12 protein-coding genes and 1 pseudogene are annotated in these 15580 nt (G+C 39.4%); 2 read left to right on the top strand and 11 right to left on the bottom strand.

Going from position 1 to position 15580, the window contains the following annotated elements:
- On the bottom strand, positions 1-361 hold a 361-nt coding region (locus NCWK1_RS27925; RefSeq protein ID WP_187308263.1), incomplete at its 3' end, for a leucine-rich repeat domain-containing protein.
- 813 nt (positions 362-1174) lie between these two features.
- On the opposite strand from NCWK1_RS27925, the gene NCWK1_RS27915 reads away from it, so the two are divergent.
- Both NCWK1_RS27915 and NCWK1_RS27910 read left to right on the top strand, forming a co-directional pair.
- Positions 1175-2110 carry a DUF4351 domain-containing protein gene (locus NCWK1_RS27915; RefSeq protein ID WP_103126936.1) on the top strand — a complete coding sequence of 312 codons (936 nt, stop codon included), beginning with the start codon at positions 1175-1177 and terminating at the stop codon, positions 2108-2110.
- Positions 2111-2219: 109 nt separating this feature from the next.
- On the top strand, positions 2220-3368 hold the full coding sequence (locus tag NCWK1_RS27910) for a beta-ketoacyl-ACP synthase (protein WP_103126935.1): 1149 nt from the start codon (positions 2220-2222) through the stop codon (positions 3366-3368).
- Here the strand turns inward: NCWK1_RS27910 and NCWK1_RS27905 are convergent.
- From NCWK1_RS27905 to NCWK1_RS27860, 10 genes and pseudogenes are all read right to left on the bottom strand, one after another.
- Positions 3354-6455 (bottom strand): plasmid replication protein, CyRepA1 family, encoded by a 3102-nt coding sequence (locus NCWK1_RS27905; protein WP_103126934.1) that lies wholly within the window; start codon positions 6453-6455, stop codon positions 3354-3356. The two genes, NCWK1_RS27910 and NCWK1_RS27905, sit on opposite strands and share 15 nt — an antisense overlap.
- 413 nt (positions 6456-6868) lie before the next feature.
- Positions 6869-7168 (bottom strand): annotated as a pseudogene (locus NCWK1_RS27900) (Txe/YoeB family addiction module toxin).
- Positions 7149-7439, bottom strand: coding sequence for a type II toxin-antitoxin system Phd/YefM family antitoxin (locus tag NCWK1_RS27895; protein WP_103126933.1), 291 nt, complete (start codon positions 7437-7439; stop codon positions 7149-7151). The pseudogene NCWK1_RS27900 and the gene NCWK1_RS27895 overlap by 20 nt, the downstream one beginning before the upstream one ends.
- 229 nt (positions 7440-7668) lie before the next feature.
- Positions 7669-9195: a ferredoxin:protochlorophyllide reductase (ATP-dependent) subunit B gene (gene bchB, locus NCWK1_RS27890; protein ID WP_103126932.1), complete on the bottom strand. Its 1527-nt coding sequence runs from the start codon at positions 9193-9195 to the stop codon at positions 7669-7671.
- 363 nt (positions 9196-9558) lie between these two features.
- The gene (locus tag NCWK1_RS27885; RefSeq protein WP_103126931.1) at positions 9559-11538 is read right to left on the bottom strand and encodes a primary-amine oxidase; all 1980 of its coding nucleotides are present in this window, start codon (positions 11536-11538) and stop codon (positions 9559-9561) included.
- A 265-nt stretch (positions 11539-11803) separates the two neighbouring features.
- On the bottom strand, positions 11804-12328 hold the full coding sequence (locus NCWK1_RS27880) for a tetratricopeptide repeat protein (protein ID WP_096584201.1): 525 nt from the start codon (positions 12326-12328) through the stop codon (positions 11804-11806).
- Positions 12329-12456: 128 nt separating this feature from the next.
- A complete protein-coding gene (locus NCWK1_RS27875) occupies positions 12457-13362 on the bottom strand; it encodes a transporter substrate-binding domain-containing protein (RefSeq protein ID WP_245895007.1) in 906 nt (301 codons plus the stop codon).
- A 44-nt stretch (positions 13363-13406) separates the two neighbouring features.
- Entirely contained in the window at positions 13407-13763 is a 357-nt protein-coding gene (gene rplT / locus NCWK1_RS27870; protein WP_096584198.1) for a 50S ribosomal protein L20, read from the bottom strand.
- 24 nt (positions 13764-13787) lie between these two features.
- Positions 13788-13985 carry a 50S ribosomal protein L35 gene (rpmI, locus tag NCWK1_RS27865; RefSeq protein ID WP_062289269.1) on the bottom strand — a complete coding sequence of 66 codons (198 nt, stop codon included), beginning with the start codon at positions 13983-13985 and terminating at the stop codon, positions 13788-13790.
- 171 nt (positions 13986-14156) lie between these two features.
- On the bottom strand, positions 14157-15467 hold the full coding sequence (locus NCWK1_RS27860; protein ID WP_103126930.1) for a hypothetical protein: 1311 nt from the start codon (positions 15465-15467) through the stop codon (positions 14157-14159).
- Positions 15468-15580 lie beyond the last annotated feature (113 nt).

Below are 15580 nucleotides of genomic sequence, written 5' to 3'. Positions count from 1 at the left end.
AGGTGAGTTGTTGTAGACGGGCGATCGCTTCTGGCAGCGTAGTGATTCGGTTGCGGCTTAAATTAAGGGAGGTGAGTTGTTGTAGACGGGCGATCACTTCTGGCAGTTTGGTGATTTGGCTGAAGCTTAAATCTAGGGAGGTGAGTTGTTGCAGACTGGCGATCGCTTCTGGCAGTTTGGTGATTCTGTTGCCGTTTAAATTCAAAACCTCCAACCATTCCAGTTCAAACACCTCAGCCGGAATCTCTGTTAATTTTTCTTTGTTATCAGTAAGAAAATCATTGCTTAAATCTAATTCTTTCAGCCTGTTCTCTTTCGCTTCTCGGATTTTTTGAAGGAAATGTGGAGGCATTTCAGCCATACTGAGATTCACCTATCAACGATAATGATGATTTAATGCCCCTGATTGGCTCGACAATCTCAGAGCAATTCTCCATGCCATATCACACTACATGAGTAGTAATAGATTCTACGTAATTGTGATAAATAATTTATCATTATAAATTTGCAAATGGCACGCGAGTAGTTATGACTAGTAAATGAGTCTTGAATACTCGTGGATGAGTCTTTGATACTCGTGAATGAGTATATTTTGCTCATTAATCAGTATTTGATATTCGCTGGTGAGTCTTTGATACTCGTGAACGAGTCTTGAATACTTGCTGGCGAGTCTTTGATACTCGTGAATGAGTATATTTTGCTCATTAATCAGTCTTTGATACTCGCTGGCGAGTCTTTGATATTCGTGAATGAGTATATTTTGCTCATTAATCAGTCTTTGATACTCACTGGCGAGTCTTTGATACTTGCGAATGAGATATTAAACAATTTCACCGTGAATAAAATTCTCGTTTTGCTAATTTACGCGGTGTGCAACTTTATTTCAAACCTAACCCCCAACCCCTTCCCTACCAGGGAAGGGGAGTAATACTCAAAGCCTCTCTCCGCTGCGGGGAGCCAGTGTGTTGCGGGGGGAACCCTCGTTGTAGCAACTGGTGTGAGAGGTTTGGAGAGGGGTTTTGAGAATAAGTCGTCGCACATCGCGTTAATTTTATGATTGACACACTCGCAATGAAACTCCAACTTAGCGGTATGCGCGAGATAAATTAAACTGGTAACGAAACTCAAACTTAGTGCGATCGCTTTCCTACAACAGACATGATATAAATTTGGCATGATAGACCACGATCGCTTATTCAAAGAACTACTCACTACATTCTTCTGGGAATTTATCGAGTTATTTTTTCCAGAGATTACCGCTTATCTTGAACGGGATAGTATTTCTTTCATTGACAAAGAAATATTTACTGATGTTACGGCTGGCGAAAAATACGAAACTGACATATTAGTAAAAGCAAAATTTAGAGGGCAAGAATCTTTTTTCTTAGTGCATTTAGAACATCAAGCTTATTATCAAGAAGCATTTGATTTACGGATGTATCGCTACTTTGCCAGATTGTATGAAAAATACGCCTTGCCAGTTTATCCCATTGCTTTATTTTCTTACGAGCGCCCCAAAAAAGCCGAACAAGATTTTCATCAAGTAGCATTTCCCAATAAAGTTATCTTGCAATTCAACTATGATGTCATTCAGTTGAACCGTCTGAATTGGCGAGAATATCTGCAACAGCAAAATCCTGTCGCTAGTGCGCTAATGGCTAATATGAATATAGCGCCACAAGACCGACCCAGAGTAAAATCTGAGTGTCTGCGTCTGTTAGCTACATTGCAGTTAGATCCCGCGCGGATGCAGTTAATTTCTGGGTTTATTGACAGTTACCTACGCCTAAATGCCCAAGAAAAAGAAATATTCCAAGCGGAAATTGCCCAATTTGAACCAACTCAACAAGAGGTAGTTATGCAAATCGTCACCAGTTGGATGGAAGAAGGGATAGAACAAGGTTTACAACAAGGACTGCAACAAGGTTTGCAACAAGGAGAGTTGAAAGTCATTCAGCGTCTTTTAAAAAGGCGTATTGGTACAATTGCGCCTGAATTACAAGAGCAACTGCGGGGATTATCATTAACTCAATTAGAAGATTTAGCAGAAGCTTTGCTAGATTTTTCGTCGGAAGCTGATTTAGTGGCTTGGTTGCAACAACAGCAATAATATATGTATCTTACCGATCGCACTCCAGTCTAGAAATGTATTACTTCACACTTCAGAATTCAGACTGAACACTTTATACTTTCTGCGTCCCCGCTTCTAACTCACAAAATTGGTTAAGGTTATTGTTACTGGTATTGGTTTAGTCTCCGTTTTAGGCGCAAATTTAGAAGATAGCTGGCAAAATTTAATTGCAGGGAAATCAGGAATTCAATTACAGCGACCATTTCTAGAATTTGAACCAGTCCCCATAGGCTTGATTGGTAAACAACCATCTGAGTTAAAAATGCTCACCCAACTGGTTGTTGCTTCTGCGTTAAAAGATGCTGGTTTGTCTCCCCCCTTAGCTGATTGTGCAGTCGTGATTGGATCGAGTCGCAGCTATCAGGGTGCTTGGGAATCGCTGGCTAGGCGAATGAATGGGAAAGATAGCAATTACGTATTAGAAGATTGGCTGGATGTTTTACCCCATATAAATGCGATCGCAGCGGCTAGGCAAATTGGGGCAACGGGAATAGTTTCTGCACCGATGGCGGCTTGTGCTACGGGAATTTGGGCTATTGCTCAAGCAGCTTTTTTAATTCAAACTGGGCAATGTGAACGAGTAATTGCTGGGGCTGTAGAAGCACCAATCACACCTCTAACTATCTGCGGGTTTCAGCAGATGAATGCTTTAGCCAAGACTGGTGCTTATCCTTTTGATGTGCAGCGAGAAGGGTTAGTTTTGGGTGAAGGTGGTGCAGTTTTGGTTTTAGAGTCAGCAGAGTTAGCCAAGCAACGCCAAGCTAGAGTTTATGGAGAAATTTTGGGCTTTAGTTTTACCGCAGATGCTTATCATACTAACCAACCAGAACCAAACGGTAAAAGTGCGATCGCTGCTATTAAACAATGTCTAGAACGCAGCAATCTAACTCCAAAGGACATTGATTATATTCATGCTCACGGTACAGCTACAAAGTTAAATGACCAAATTGAAAGCAAAGTCATACAACAGTTATTTCCTCAACAAGTAGCTGTCAGTTCTACTAAAGGTGCCACAGGTCACACTCTAGGTGCTTCAGGAGCGTTAGGAATTGCTTTTTCTTTAAAAGCATTGCAGCAGCAAGTTTTACCTCCATGTGTTGGCTTGCAAACACCAGAGTTTGATTTAAATTTTGTGATGACTGCACAAAAAAAATTAATTCAAAATATCTTATGTTTTAGTTTTGGATTTGGTGGTCAAAATGCAGTCATAGCCTTGGGTAATTCATTTCATGGATAAGCTTGCTAATACAGATTGCTGCTTCACATGCTCAAACTTCCAAGTTGAAAAATCCTGTATTTCTAGTTGCCTACCTTTCAAATCAGCTAACATCAATTCATCTCGTTGATACCAAATCACAAATATTTTTTCCCTACCATCATAGAAAGTTCCAGGGTCTAATTGATAACCTTCTTTAACTAGTTTCAACTTCAATCCTAATAACTTGAGTAATTTAGCAAGTATTTTAATTGGTGAAGTTGTTTCTTCTTCCCTAACTAAGTCAATTCCTAAAACCCGTTTGATATGTTTACTGTGTTGATAAACAACATCTTGTAACCAGAGTAAATCAGCATCATTTTCTGTAAAATTTCGGGATGGGTCAAGAAACTCTAATATGCCTAGAGCTTTCATTGCTTCAACTTTGCAAGTATAAGTTTTGATATCTGGTAGAAAAACTTTTCCCTCACCCCACTGCAATTGCTGTTGCCATTCATGCTGATCTCTAACATGAAAATAATCACTTTCGTGTGTTAAATAATAGTGAATCAACAGTTGGGAATAATAGCCTTGATCATCTCGTATTTTTAGTAAAGGTGTAACCTCTACGCCGTATTTTTGTTTGAGGGTATATTTATGTATTTGATTACGCTCTAAATCTGTAAGAGAATTTTTAGATGTTAATTGTTGATATTCTACATAATCAATATCTTGCGTTTCTGCAATAACTTTAGCACTCACTAATTGATTTTTTTGTTTAATTTCCTGCATTTGGCGTTTAATATCTTTAGCTTTTTGACGCTTATCTGTCCAATCTCTTTGAACTTTCACAATTTCTAGGATTAGCCTTTTGCGTGTTGCTAAATCATTAGAGTCAGTTGCTAAAAATGCTAAACGTAAATCTCGAATAATATTATTGTGAACTGCATTACTCCGCAGCCAAATTTGATGTCCATCAGTTGTTAATCCATCTTGCATAGATTGACGGTAAAGGCGAATAGAAGCATTGACTCTCGCAGATAATTTAGCCCAAGTACGTAGATGAATTGGGTCATATACTAAAGGTAAATCTACATCTATTTTATGTAGTGGGCTAAGTAAAGCTAAATTTTCTTTTTGATTGGCTTGATACCAATCAGATAGCAAACGATAGTTTGTACTACCACTACCAATTAAACCGATGCCTCTTTTAGCACACCAAACAATTCGAGGTACATTATCTCTGACTCTGGCTAATGCTTGTCGTGCTTCTGAATCAGGAATTACACCTTGAAAAATGCCATAAACTCTATCAAAATGTTGAACATCTATACTAATACCAGTTCCTAAACTGGGAGTGACAAAAATAGTGTCGTAATCTGCAATTTTTTGATTAATAGTACCGACAAATTCAACCGCAGGATGGTCAGGCGTGTTAGTAGTTCTACTACTAATGACTAAGCTTTTAGGAAATTGATAGCGTAATTTTTCTAAACGTTCTTTGAGATAATTTTCAATGGTTTCACAGCTATATCTTCCAGACCGACTATCAGTTGTGACATAGCATTTACGTCCTGCAAGTAAATCTAATTCTAATTGATGAATTAAAGGTGTTGGGTTAGGTGAATCATAAAAAGTTATATCCCAACCGCGTTCTGGTTGCCATTGATTTACAAGTAACCACGGCGTTATTTTGATTCCTGATAACCCTTGTAAATATTCTAATGATACATCTGATAAATCAGCATCTTGGGCAATTACTAAACCGCCAGTTTTCAAAACTGTGCTGATTAATTTCTGGAAATTTTTTAAAATTTTGACGCGTTTGTTTTTACAAGTATCACTATTTAATAAATGCCATAATAATTGCTCTACTTCATCTAAGATAATAATGCCACCTTGCCAATTATCGGAGTTTATTTTCCAAATAGAGTCAATACATAAACCCAGTGATTCAGTAATTTGATTTTCAAAGTAAGAAAGTAAATTATTAGTATTTAAACCCCATTGAATACCAACTTTGTCACATAAAAATTTTCCTAGTTGGATTCTATGGGTAATTAACAAGACAGGCTGATTTTTGATTTTGGCTTGTTTGACAATATTTTGTAAGGCTGTAGTTTTACCTGTACCTTTGGCTGATTTCACTCCGACTAATCCTGAGTTCGGAAAAGCTATCTCACCTAAGTAAGGACGATTAATAGTCAGTGTAGATGGAATGGTTAATTCTGTATGTGGCTTGGTGTGTGCTAAATAAATTTCTAAATCCACACTTTGGCGATAAACTTTATCGAAGGCGTGACCATTTTTAGCAACGATTAATTCATCAACACCTTTTTCTGGCCCTGGTAGTTCGATAACTTTGACTAAGCAACTTTTTTCTTGGAATAAGCAACCAAGTTGAGCGATCGCATTATTCACCGCTGCTATAGTCTTGGGTTGAGTTTCAAAATCAAAACATATATATATAGTGCGTTTTGCACTCGCAAACAACGCTAAGTCAGGAATTAGTTGACGACTGGTAACTTTACCAAATCCATCTTTGACAACTCGATAACCGCTGGTAATTCCTGGAACTGCGATCGCTGCATACCCCTGCGATAACAGTGCAGCCGCCTTTTTTGCACCTTCGCAGATAATCACGGGGATATTCTGTTCCATCACCCATTGCCAAAAACCGACGGCTTCACCGTTAGCATCAACGCTGATGTTCGTAGGTAAGTTGAGATTGTAACGCTGTGCAGTTTCTTGCCATATTTCCAGCGTCACCCGCAAACAAAATACCCTGGTTGGTGTGCTGGGTGGATGTTCATATTTTATTGGTTTGCCATTATCCTTGATGCGCTGTTGGTTTGGCTTAAAGCATCCCCATTCCATTGATTGCCAATTATTTAGCGGATCTAGTCCCCCACACCACCAGCCGCCAGCAGTGATATGACTGTAACGCTGCAACCAGCCGCTTTTTACCATACCTGTGTTAGTCCGGGGAAGAAGTTCGGAAATTAACAGGTATTCGTAGGCGATCGCACCTTGGAGAGATTTAAAATTTAGTTGCGCTAGGTGTAAATCTATACTACTACCCTTGACTAATTCTTCAAGGTGTTTTGGTTCTAAATAGTGTAGATGCATGATGAGAAGCGCGAACAGAATGGGTTGGATTTAAACCTTATCATGCCTATCCCGATTTTTTTGATCAGCAACTACTATGTTTTTTTGACAATTTTTTATACCTCGTTGCTGGAAATACAACGGTGAATCAGTAGGTAAGCGATTTTAGCTTGCGGGATCGCTTAACTAATAAGCTTGTATTGTAATAATTGGTGAGAGTTAAATTTTATTTATCAGTATTCATTCGTAAATGGTTTGTAATAGCTCTCGTGATTATCGTAAAATCCTTGCTATGTCAAGGTGTAGAGGATAGCAATAGCTTGCTATAAAATACTCCTCTTGGGGAAAATGTAATAAAAATAGCTGAAAGTAAATTAAGAGATATGTATGGGCTTCCAAAACTGACAAAATGGTTTTACAGATTCCTTTAATACTTAGTAGTGATATCGAGCTTGGAGAAAATCAATCCGGTCATCACTTACTAGATAAACAATACGATGTTCTTGAGTAAGTCGTCGTGACCACGCATCTGAATCTAAGTATTTTAATGGCTCAGGTTTACCAATTCCTGAAAAAGGATCTCGCATAATCGATTCAATCAAATCAAAAGCACGAAGCGCAGTTTTCCGGTTTGTTTCAATCCAATAAACAAGGTCTTCTCGGAATTCTGGATGGAAAACAGCATCTCTGGCTTTATTTTCTTAAGGTTGGGTTTCATTCTTCTTCTTCGCCAATACCCAACTCCTGACGCAGTTCGTTAATACTTTGAGGTTTTAATATTCTAGCTTTTGCTCTTTCTAAAGCAGTGAATAGCCGTGCTGCATTTTTAGGTGAACGAAGTAGATAAGATGTTTCGAGTAAACTGTTAAGTTCATCGACAGCAATTAAAGCAACACCTTCACCTTCTTGGCGATTAATAATTACTACATTTCTATCTGCAACTACTTGATCGCAAAGTTCCGCTAGGTTATTACAAGCATCAGTTAAGTTTGTCTGATTGGACATAGTGGAATATTTTCTAATGCTGTAGGCTTTCCAGTCCATGATAACAAGTATGCCCTATTCATTGACAGGTAACTGATAATGAACAAGACGATCGCACCTCATTTAACCAGCACTTATAAATTTCTTCAGTGTGCCTTTCCCCAAGGTATCAGCGATCGCCAATATTTAGCTTTACTAGTACAATCACCAAATTAGTAATTTAGGGTGAGCAACCCCACCCTAATCTTGACTACGCCCCTACAGCTTCTTTGGCAGCGTATAGCACCTCAGCATTGATATCTTTGAAACCGCGATCGCGGGCAAATTTTTCAGTATTTCGCTTCACTTTGCCGCGCACAAAACCAGGTATTTTATTCAATTCTGCTAGACCATCTTTTGTCCAACTCAAATCAGATTCGGCGGAAATACCTTTAGTAATGACTTCCTTAGTATCGTGTCCACCAAATATTTCTAATAAATGGTCTTCCATTCCTAAAGTGAAGGAATTGTAGATTAAATCTGTTATCTGATTTGTACCTTCGTAACCCAAGAATGGTTTGTACCCAATGGGGAAGTTCTGGACGTGAATAGGTGCAGCAATTACACCGCAAGGAATATCTAAGCGTTTCCCAACGTGGCGTTCCATTTGTGTACCGAAAATGGCTGAGGGTTCGACACGAGCAATCGCATCCCCAATTGCGCCATGATCATCAGTAATCAGCACTTCGTCGCAGTATTCGCTAACTTGTTCGCGGAACCAGTCTGCATCATATTTGCAGTAGGTTCCTGCCCAAACTACATGAATTCCCATTTCCCGTGAAAGAATTTTGGTGAGGGCGGCGGCGTGGGTATTGTCGCCAAATACCACAGCTTTTTTACCAGTCAAATTCTGACAGTCGATTGAACGCGAGAACCAAGCAGCTTGCGAGACATACAAGGTTTGCTCGTTGATATATTCTTCATAGTCAACATTTGCGCCTTGTTCGTTAATTACCTGTTGAATCTTGCGAATGCAACGGGCAGTTTCTACCACACCCATCGGTGTAATATCTACGCAAGGCGTTCCGAATTCTGCTTGCAGGTAATTAGCTGTCATTAAACCAAGTTCCCGGTAAGGAACTAAGTTAAACCAAGCCTTCGGCAAATTCTTTAGTTCATGAACAGAAGCACCTTCGGGAATTACGGCGTTAACCTCAATTCCCAAATCACCCATGAGTTTTTTTAGTTCGGTGCAATCGTGGTTGTTATGGAAACCAAGAGTAGAAATACCGATGATGTTAACTGATGGCTTTTCGGTTTTGGTGGTAGGTAGTTCGCCTTTTTTGCGCGCTTTCTCGATATAGTATTGGACAATTTGATGGAGAGTGCGATCGGCTGCTTGCAGTTCGTTAGCGCGATAATGGTTGACATCTGCTAGGAGAACATCGCCTTTAGCCTCAATCCGGGCGCGTTCCACAAAGTTTTGCAAATCTTCTTGCAGAATGCTAGAGGTGCAGGTGGGAGTTAACACAATTAAATCTGGGTGTTCTTCAGCATCTTTGCGGGTAATGTTATCAACTACCTTTTCTTGAGAACCACGCGCCAAAACGTGGCGATCGACCACACTGGTTGTCACTGGTGTAAAATCTCGCTCCCGTGAGAGCATAGAGCGCATAACGTTAAAATAATCATCTCCGAGTGGGGCGTGCATAATCGCATGAACGTTTTTAAACGAACTCGCGATTCGCAAAGTACCAATGTGGGCTGGGCCTGCGTACATCCAGTAAGCCAATTTCATCAGGCGTTCTCCCTTGTGAGGTGAATCAGAGGTGGACTATGATTGCGAAATTATTAGTCTTTGATTGTCCCAAAACTTGTAGCGTTGAATAAATAGGACTATTTACTAGTTAATTTGTCTGGCGATCGCTGAAACCTTGTTGATGATAGGCGTTCAGCTTTTAAGTTAAACAACATAGTATATTGTTTAACGAAATAATTCTTAGTGTTGTGCAAATCTTGTTATCAAGATAAAGAGTATATTTAACATTTATTCATGAATTTTGCAAAGTTATTCTTAATATTTCTATAAATATAGAGTAACCAGAAATCATTAGTGAATCACTAGATACCCAACTTTTTGAAGAAGTCGGGTATCTAATAGTTACTCAGGCAAATTGATGACAGGATTACGGCTAAAGAAACCGCGTGGAACTAACTTAAACCCAACACGATGAACAGGCATCACAGGCCAATCTTCAGGACGAGGTACGTGTGTCATTCCCATCGTGTACCAGACTACGATGTCTTCATTGGTTAAAGATTCGTCATCAGCAATATATTTCGGTAATCCTTCTTGTGGTTGACCTTGGTTAGGATAATTGCCACCAGCATAAAGTTCATTTGATTTATATTTTGTTGCCCAGAAGTGATGGGTAGCAAATTCGGCTCGTTTCCGAATTTCTGCACCTTCTGTTGGAAAAAATATTGTGTTTCCCGTTGGCATTAGCATATATGCAGTTCCCACACCAAGATTATTCTTTTTATCTGTGCTGCTAATCATCCATTCTCGGCTATGCTTTGTATCTAAATCGCGCACAGCAGCCTTTTCTTTTGTTAATGGTGTGTCTTCTACTGCGATCGCATTTCCTAAAGGATTTTTATCACTTATTGGCACAGAATTAACGTTCATCTCCATGACAGAATTTGCCTGTCCGTCTACATCCATATCTAGGCGGTAATTAAAAAAGTGCTGATGATTTACGCCAAAAATATTTTTAGCTAGTAGCCGTCCATAAGAATTATTAAAAGATTCTTTCTCTAAAGCTGTTCCTTGTGCCAAGACAATTCCTGATAATTCATTTTGTACTTCTAAAGTGCCGTCTTGATGAAAAATCCAATTCAGGCTGTAATCGTAATTGTCAACTGTTGCAGTGATAGTGACAACTAATTCACGATTGCGTCGCACATCATTGCGCTGAGTATCATATCCATAATGTTTCCAGAGAATGCCATTATCACGCTCATAAATCCCCACAACTCTTGGCATTGTTACAGGTTCGCCTTGTTCGTTGGCAAATATAGCATCTAGTAAAACTCCGTTGGTGGGAATATCTTTGCCTAATTCCAGTGCATTAGCTAAGACACCAAAGTTATATTCACCGACATCAAAAGCATTGCGGAATGACCAAGTAGGATCAGAGTCACCATAAGGTACTACCATTTCTGATAGACTGCCACGATATAAAACTGGTCGAATCTTGTCTCCATCTTGGTAATTAACTAAATACAACACCAAGCCATCACGCGGGTGCATTAGATAGCGAAATTTCCAGCCTTGCCAACTAATTTCGTTGCCATTGATTTGGAAGGTTCTACCATGAGGCTGAAAAATTCTTAATGGTTTTGGCGGTGTTAGTAATTTACCTAAAGATTTAAGATCATAGTTCCAGTTTTCTTTGGAAAAGGGTACGATTCCTCGGTCTATAAAACTAACAACTTTACCTGTATTTAAATTTACAGTTGCTAGTACGCCTTCAATCGGACTACCGTAATAATTCCAGCGATCGCCTCGATAATAAGATAATCCACGAGCCAGGCGATCGCCTTTTGTTTCTTCTTGTTTACTTAAAATTCCCGGTGCCCAACAACTAACTTTAACGTCATCAAAATCTTTGATTCTCCTTCTTTGCATGGCTTTTTGCCATCGCTCATCAGTTTTGACAATTTGAGATGTTAAAGCACATTCTGTATAACCTAAAGCAGGTTGAGCATTAGCTATTTCTTTCCAAGAACTGAGTGATTTCTTTTTTAAATCAACAACACCTTCGTAGGTTTTGTTTTGCAGGCGCTCGTATACTACTACAAAAGCTTGGCGCTGAAATTCTTTATTTGGTGTAAAATTTAAAACTTCTTTTTTATCTGGCTCTTGTAAAGCAACAATAGAAAATACCGCTATATCGCTTAAAGTTTTTTGCTTTTTAATAACCTCCACAACTGTGGTAATTTCTGATTCTGTTAATGGGGTTAACGGATGGGAAATCTGCGATTGTTGAGCAGATAGTTTGCCAACAAAACCAAAAAATAGTGCCAGGCAGATAATTATAGTAATGGCTAACCAAGGAAACCGGAATCTTTTAAACATTTGTAATGAGCCAACCAAGAACTTATAATTATTTCATTCTCAATACGAATTAAAAAACCGATAAATTTATGGCGAGTAATATTATATTTTTCAAATTCAAGGCTAAATAGTCAGGAGATAGATTCCTAATTTCTTTGAAAAGTTGAAAATTTGCAAGTATATATGTGTAAAAAATTGATTATTTTATACATAGTTATATAAAAAACCAGGTTTTCTTAATAAACCTGGTTTTTAAGTTTTTTATTAAGAAAAGCGCAGTTATTAATTAAGCAGAAACCAAGCGTCTTAGAGATTCTGCACGACGTTTTGCAGTGGAATTATTAGGAGCGAATTTAAGTGCTTCTTCGTAACTTTGTAGCGCCTGAGCATTTAATTTTTTTCGTTCATAGGCATGACCGATATTATTTAATGCCACCACATAATCTGGTTTATTTTTCAGCGCTTCTTTGTATTGACGAATTGCCAAATCATATTGTTCTTGAGCAAAGTAAGTATATCCTAGGCCATTGTAAATAGGAGCAATTGCTTCTTCGCCTTCTTCTTCAGCTGCTTTGAGAGCTTTTTGAAATAGGGCGATCGCCTGAGTGTACAATTTTTTCTCAGAATAAATACAGGCTAACTCGTAATATTCCTGAGTTGTACCTTTTTCTTTCTCCAATTTTTTTCGCAGTTTTGCGAATGAGCCTTCTAATTTCCGAGTTTTGAGAATTTGGCGGAAAACACTCACAACCGCAAACGCCAAAATTGCTACTACAATCGAGAGGTAAACAACAGCTAGATTATTATCCATCGCCTGTCAAGACAAATATTAAAACTACTTTCTCTATCTATTATCAACCGTAGAGAAGTTAAAAATTAAAAGTTAAAAGGCAAAAGTACAATAACTCTTTTAAATTTTACCTTCTGCACTTTGCTTTCTTAAGGTAATCCCCAATATTGAGCGCGTTGCTTCAGCCAACCTTCGACTGTGTAACGAGCGATCGCTTCATTTACCTTACGTCGCAGTTCGTCGTATTGCAAGCCCTTGGGCATAACTACAGATAAGGGTTCTGTTGATAGCTTTGTGGGTAATAGCCGATATTGCGGATACTGTTGTATCCAACCGCTGAGGACACTCGCATCGGCTGCAAAGGCTGTGGCTGCGTTACTTTCTAGCTGCTCTCGTCCTTCCTGGTAAGAATTTACTCCTACTAACTCCGCATTGGGGACATAATAACGCACTTGAGCGATCGCATCAGAGTGATTGAGTACGGCTATTTTACGCTTGGCTAAATCCCGCAGTTCTTTGACGGTGTTATCTTTTGTAATTAAGTAAGTGCCATCCAAGTAATAAGGCACACTGAAACTTACTAACCGAGAGCGTGACTCTGTAGCTGTGACTCTGGCAATTGTTAAATCAACCTTCTGCTTTAATACTACAGATAAGCGATCGCGATTCGCTACAGGTTGCAATTTCACAGCCTCGGCTTTTCCTAGTAAATCTGTGGCTAAACGTTGCGCCAAATCAATTTCTAAGCCTTGGATATTACCATTACCATCCCTAAATCCCAAGGGGGGCAGATTATCTTTAACAGCAATTGTAAAATAGCCCCGCCGCTGAATTTCTGGCATTTCTGCGGCAGATGCAGGTAATCCTGTGACTAAAAATAAACAGCAGAAAATCCCTAAAATGGCGGTGGATAATACCCGATATAACCGATTCAAGGATAAAGGATAAAGAATAAAGGATGAAAAACACACTTGTTGCGTCACCAATTTTTTCAGCAACGAGCTAAGTTTTTGCCAACCCCTTGATTGATGCTTGGGGTAAGTTTCAGCCTTCATACTTCATACTTTATCCTTCAAAGGTTATTCATCCGTTACCACCTTTATTTTTTAGCTTGGCTTGCCAATTCAGCAACTTTGCTGAAGCTGGTAGGATCTAGAACTGCTAATTGTGCCAACATTTTACGGTTGAGTTGGATCTCGGCTTTTTTCAAGTTACCAATCAACTGGCTGTAGCTTAAACCATGTTGTCTAGCAGCAGCGTTAATCCGAGTGATCCACAGACGGCGAAAATCGCGTTTGCGTTTTTTGCGATCGCGGTAAGCACTGCGTAGCGCTTTCATTACTTGCTGATTAGCGGTTCTAAACAGCGTTGAGTGAGAACCACGAAAACCTTTAGCTAACTTGAGAATTTTATTGCGGCGTTTGCGAGCTACGTTACCGCGTTTTACCCGTGTCATGTTTTAATTCCTAAAAGATTTACATTACAAATAAGGCAGCATCAAGCGTACGTTTTCTTCGTCGCGCTCGTTGACAATTGCCATTTTGGAGAATTTACGCTTTTTGTTAGTGGTCTTGTGTTCTAACAAGTGATTTTTGAAAGCTTTGCGGCGGACGATTTTACCGCTACCAGTAGCGCGGAACCGTTTTGCTGCTGCTTTACGGGTTTTTAGTTTAGGCATTGGCTGGGTTTAAATTTGACGATTCGACACAATCCATCATTATATACTATTCAAATTGCTCAAATGCCAATATAGCAATCCTATTTGCATTGAAACAATCGAGATGCTCAGATCCCCGACCGTGCAAAGCAGTCGGAGATTTTGTTGTGATTAGTCGCCAGCTTCACCAATCTAGCGTCCAATATCCGGGTCTAAAACAATCCGAGAAGCAGATTCATCAACGTGATAAGTCCAAGTCTGGCGACGCACTCGCACAATCACTTCCCAGCCGCGAATGGGGTTATATTCTTCTGTGCAGATTTCGCCAAAGTTGAAGACACAACGATTACTAAAGGTTTTGCGAGTACTTTCGCTAATTCTTAAATCATTCACATCTTCCCCAGAACGACGAGCCGCGTCTCGTAAAATTTTATCGGCGATCGCACTTGGTAGTTGTCCACTATTTTCTGAACCTGAATCGCTAACTTGCGGATCTAACACAATCCGAGAACCAGATTCATCAACATGATAAGTCCAAGTCTGACGACGCACTCGCACAATCACTTCCCAGCCGCGAATGGGGTTATATTCCCTAGTACAAACTTCGCCAAAGTTAAACTCACAAGCATTACCAAAGGTTTTGCGAGTACTTTGGCTAATTCTTAAATCATTCACATCTTCCCCAGAACGACGAGCCGCGTCTCGTAAAATTCTATCAGCGATCGCTCTTGGTAGTTGTCCACTGTTTTCTGAACCTGAATCGCTAATTTGCGGATCTAAAACGATTTGGGAACCAGATTCATTGCTGTGGTAAGTCCAAGACTGTCCCTCAACTCTGACTATTACTTCCCAACCTTGAATAGGATCATATTGTTGTGTACAAACTTCACCAAAATTAAATTCACAAGCATTACCAAAGGTTTTGCGGGTCGCTTGGGTAATTTTTAAATTACTGATATTCTCTCCAGAACGACGGGAAGCATCTCGTAAAATATTGTTGGCGATCGCTCTTGGTAATTGATAACTGTTGTCTGAGCCTGAATCTGTAGTTTTTGGATCTAAAACAATCTGAGAACCAGATTCATCAACGTGGTAAGTAAAATACTGATTTTGAACTGTAACAATTACTTCCCAACCTTTGATGGGGTTATATTCTCTTGTACAAACTTCACCAAAATTAAAAATACAAGGATTAGCAAAAGTTTGAGAACGGACTTGAGTAATTCTCACTTGATTACTCGTTACTCTACCACGCCGAGCCGCATCATTAATTATGATGTTGGCAATTCTTCGCGGTAATCCATTAGAGCGATTACGAAAGTGATCCGGTAAGCGTTGCGAAAGTTGTATCGGTTCCCCACGCGGCGCAGCTTCAGCTGAATAATTACCGATAAATCCCTGTCCCAAAGATAGCAAGCTGGTTAAAGCTATGGTAAAAACAACACCTTTGGGAAAATTGCTGGTGCTGTTGATTGTGGGAAATAACTTAATATTCGATTTCATCACGTTATACCTCAAAACATGAGAAAATCACTGCCTGATTGTTGCTAGACAGTTTTAGGAGGAGTGTTTTCTGAGTAAGTGGATTGACGGATGATAGTGGTTGATTGTTGCTG

The organism is Nostoc cycadae WK-1, from assembly GCF_002897135.1.
In the GTDB taxonomy this organism is placed as follows: domain Bacteria; phylum Cyanobacteriota; class Cyanobacteriia; order Cyanobacteriales; family Nostocaceae; genus Nostoc_B.
The sequence above is the reverse complement of the archived record's forward strand: the minus strand, read 5'-3'. Positions and strand labels throughout refer to the sequence as shown.

Coding starts and splice junctions, on each gene's coding strand:
- NCWK1_RS27915 (WP_103126936.1), top strand. CDS start 1,175: ATGATAGACCACGATCGCTTATTCAAAGAACTACTCACTACATTCTTC.
- NCWK1_RS27905 (WP_103126934.1), bottom strand. CDS start 6,455: ATGCATCTACACTATTTAGAACCAAAACACCTTGAAGAATTAGTCAAG.
- NCWK1_RS27895 (WP_103126933.1), bottom strand. CDS start 7,439: ATGTCCAATCAGACAAACTTAACTGATGCTTGTAATAACCTAGCGGAA.
- bchB (WP_103126932.1), bottom strand. CDS start 9,195: ATGAAATTGGCTTACTGGATGTACGCAGGCCCAGCCCACATTGGTACT.
- NCWK1_RS27885 (WP_103126931.1), bottom strand. CDS start 11,538: ATGTTTAAAAGATTCCGGTTTCCTTGGTTAGCCATTACTATAATTATC.
- NCWK1_RS27880 (WP_096584201.1), bottom strand. CDS start 12,328: ATGGATAATAATCTAGCTGTTGTTTACCTCTCGATTGTAGTAGCAATT.
- NCWK1_RS27875 (WP_245895007.1), bottom strand. CDS start 13,362: ATGAAGGCTGAAACTTACCCCAAGCATCAATCAAGGGGTTGGCAAAAA.
- rplT (WP_096584198.1), bottom strand. CDS start 13,763: ATGACACGGGTAAAACGCGGTAACGTAGCTCGCAAACGCCGCAATAAA.
- rpmI (WP_062289269.1), bottom strand. CDS start 13,985: ATGCCTAAACTAAAAACCCGTAAAGCAGCAGCAAAACGGTTCCGCGCT.
- NCWK1_RS27860 (WP_103126930.1), bottom strand. CDS start 15,467: ATGAAATCGAATATTAAGTTATTTCCCACAATCAACAGCACCAGCAAT.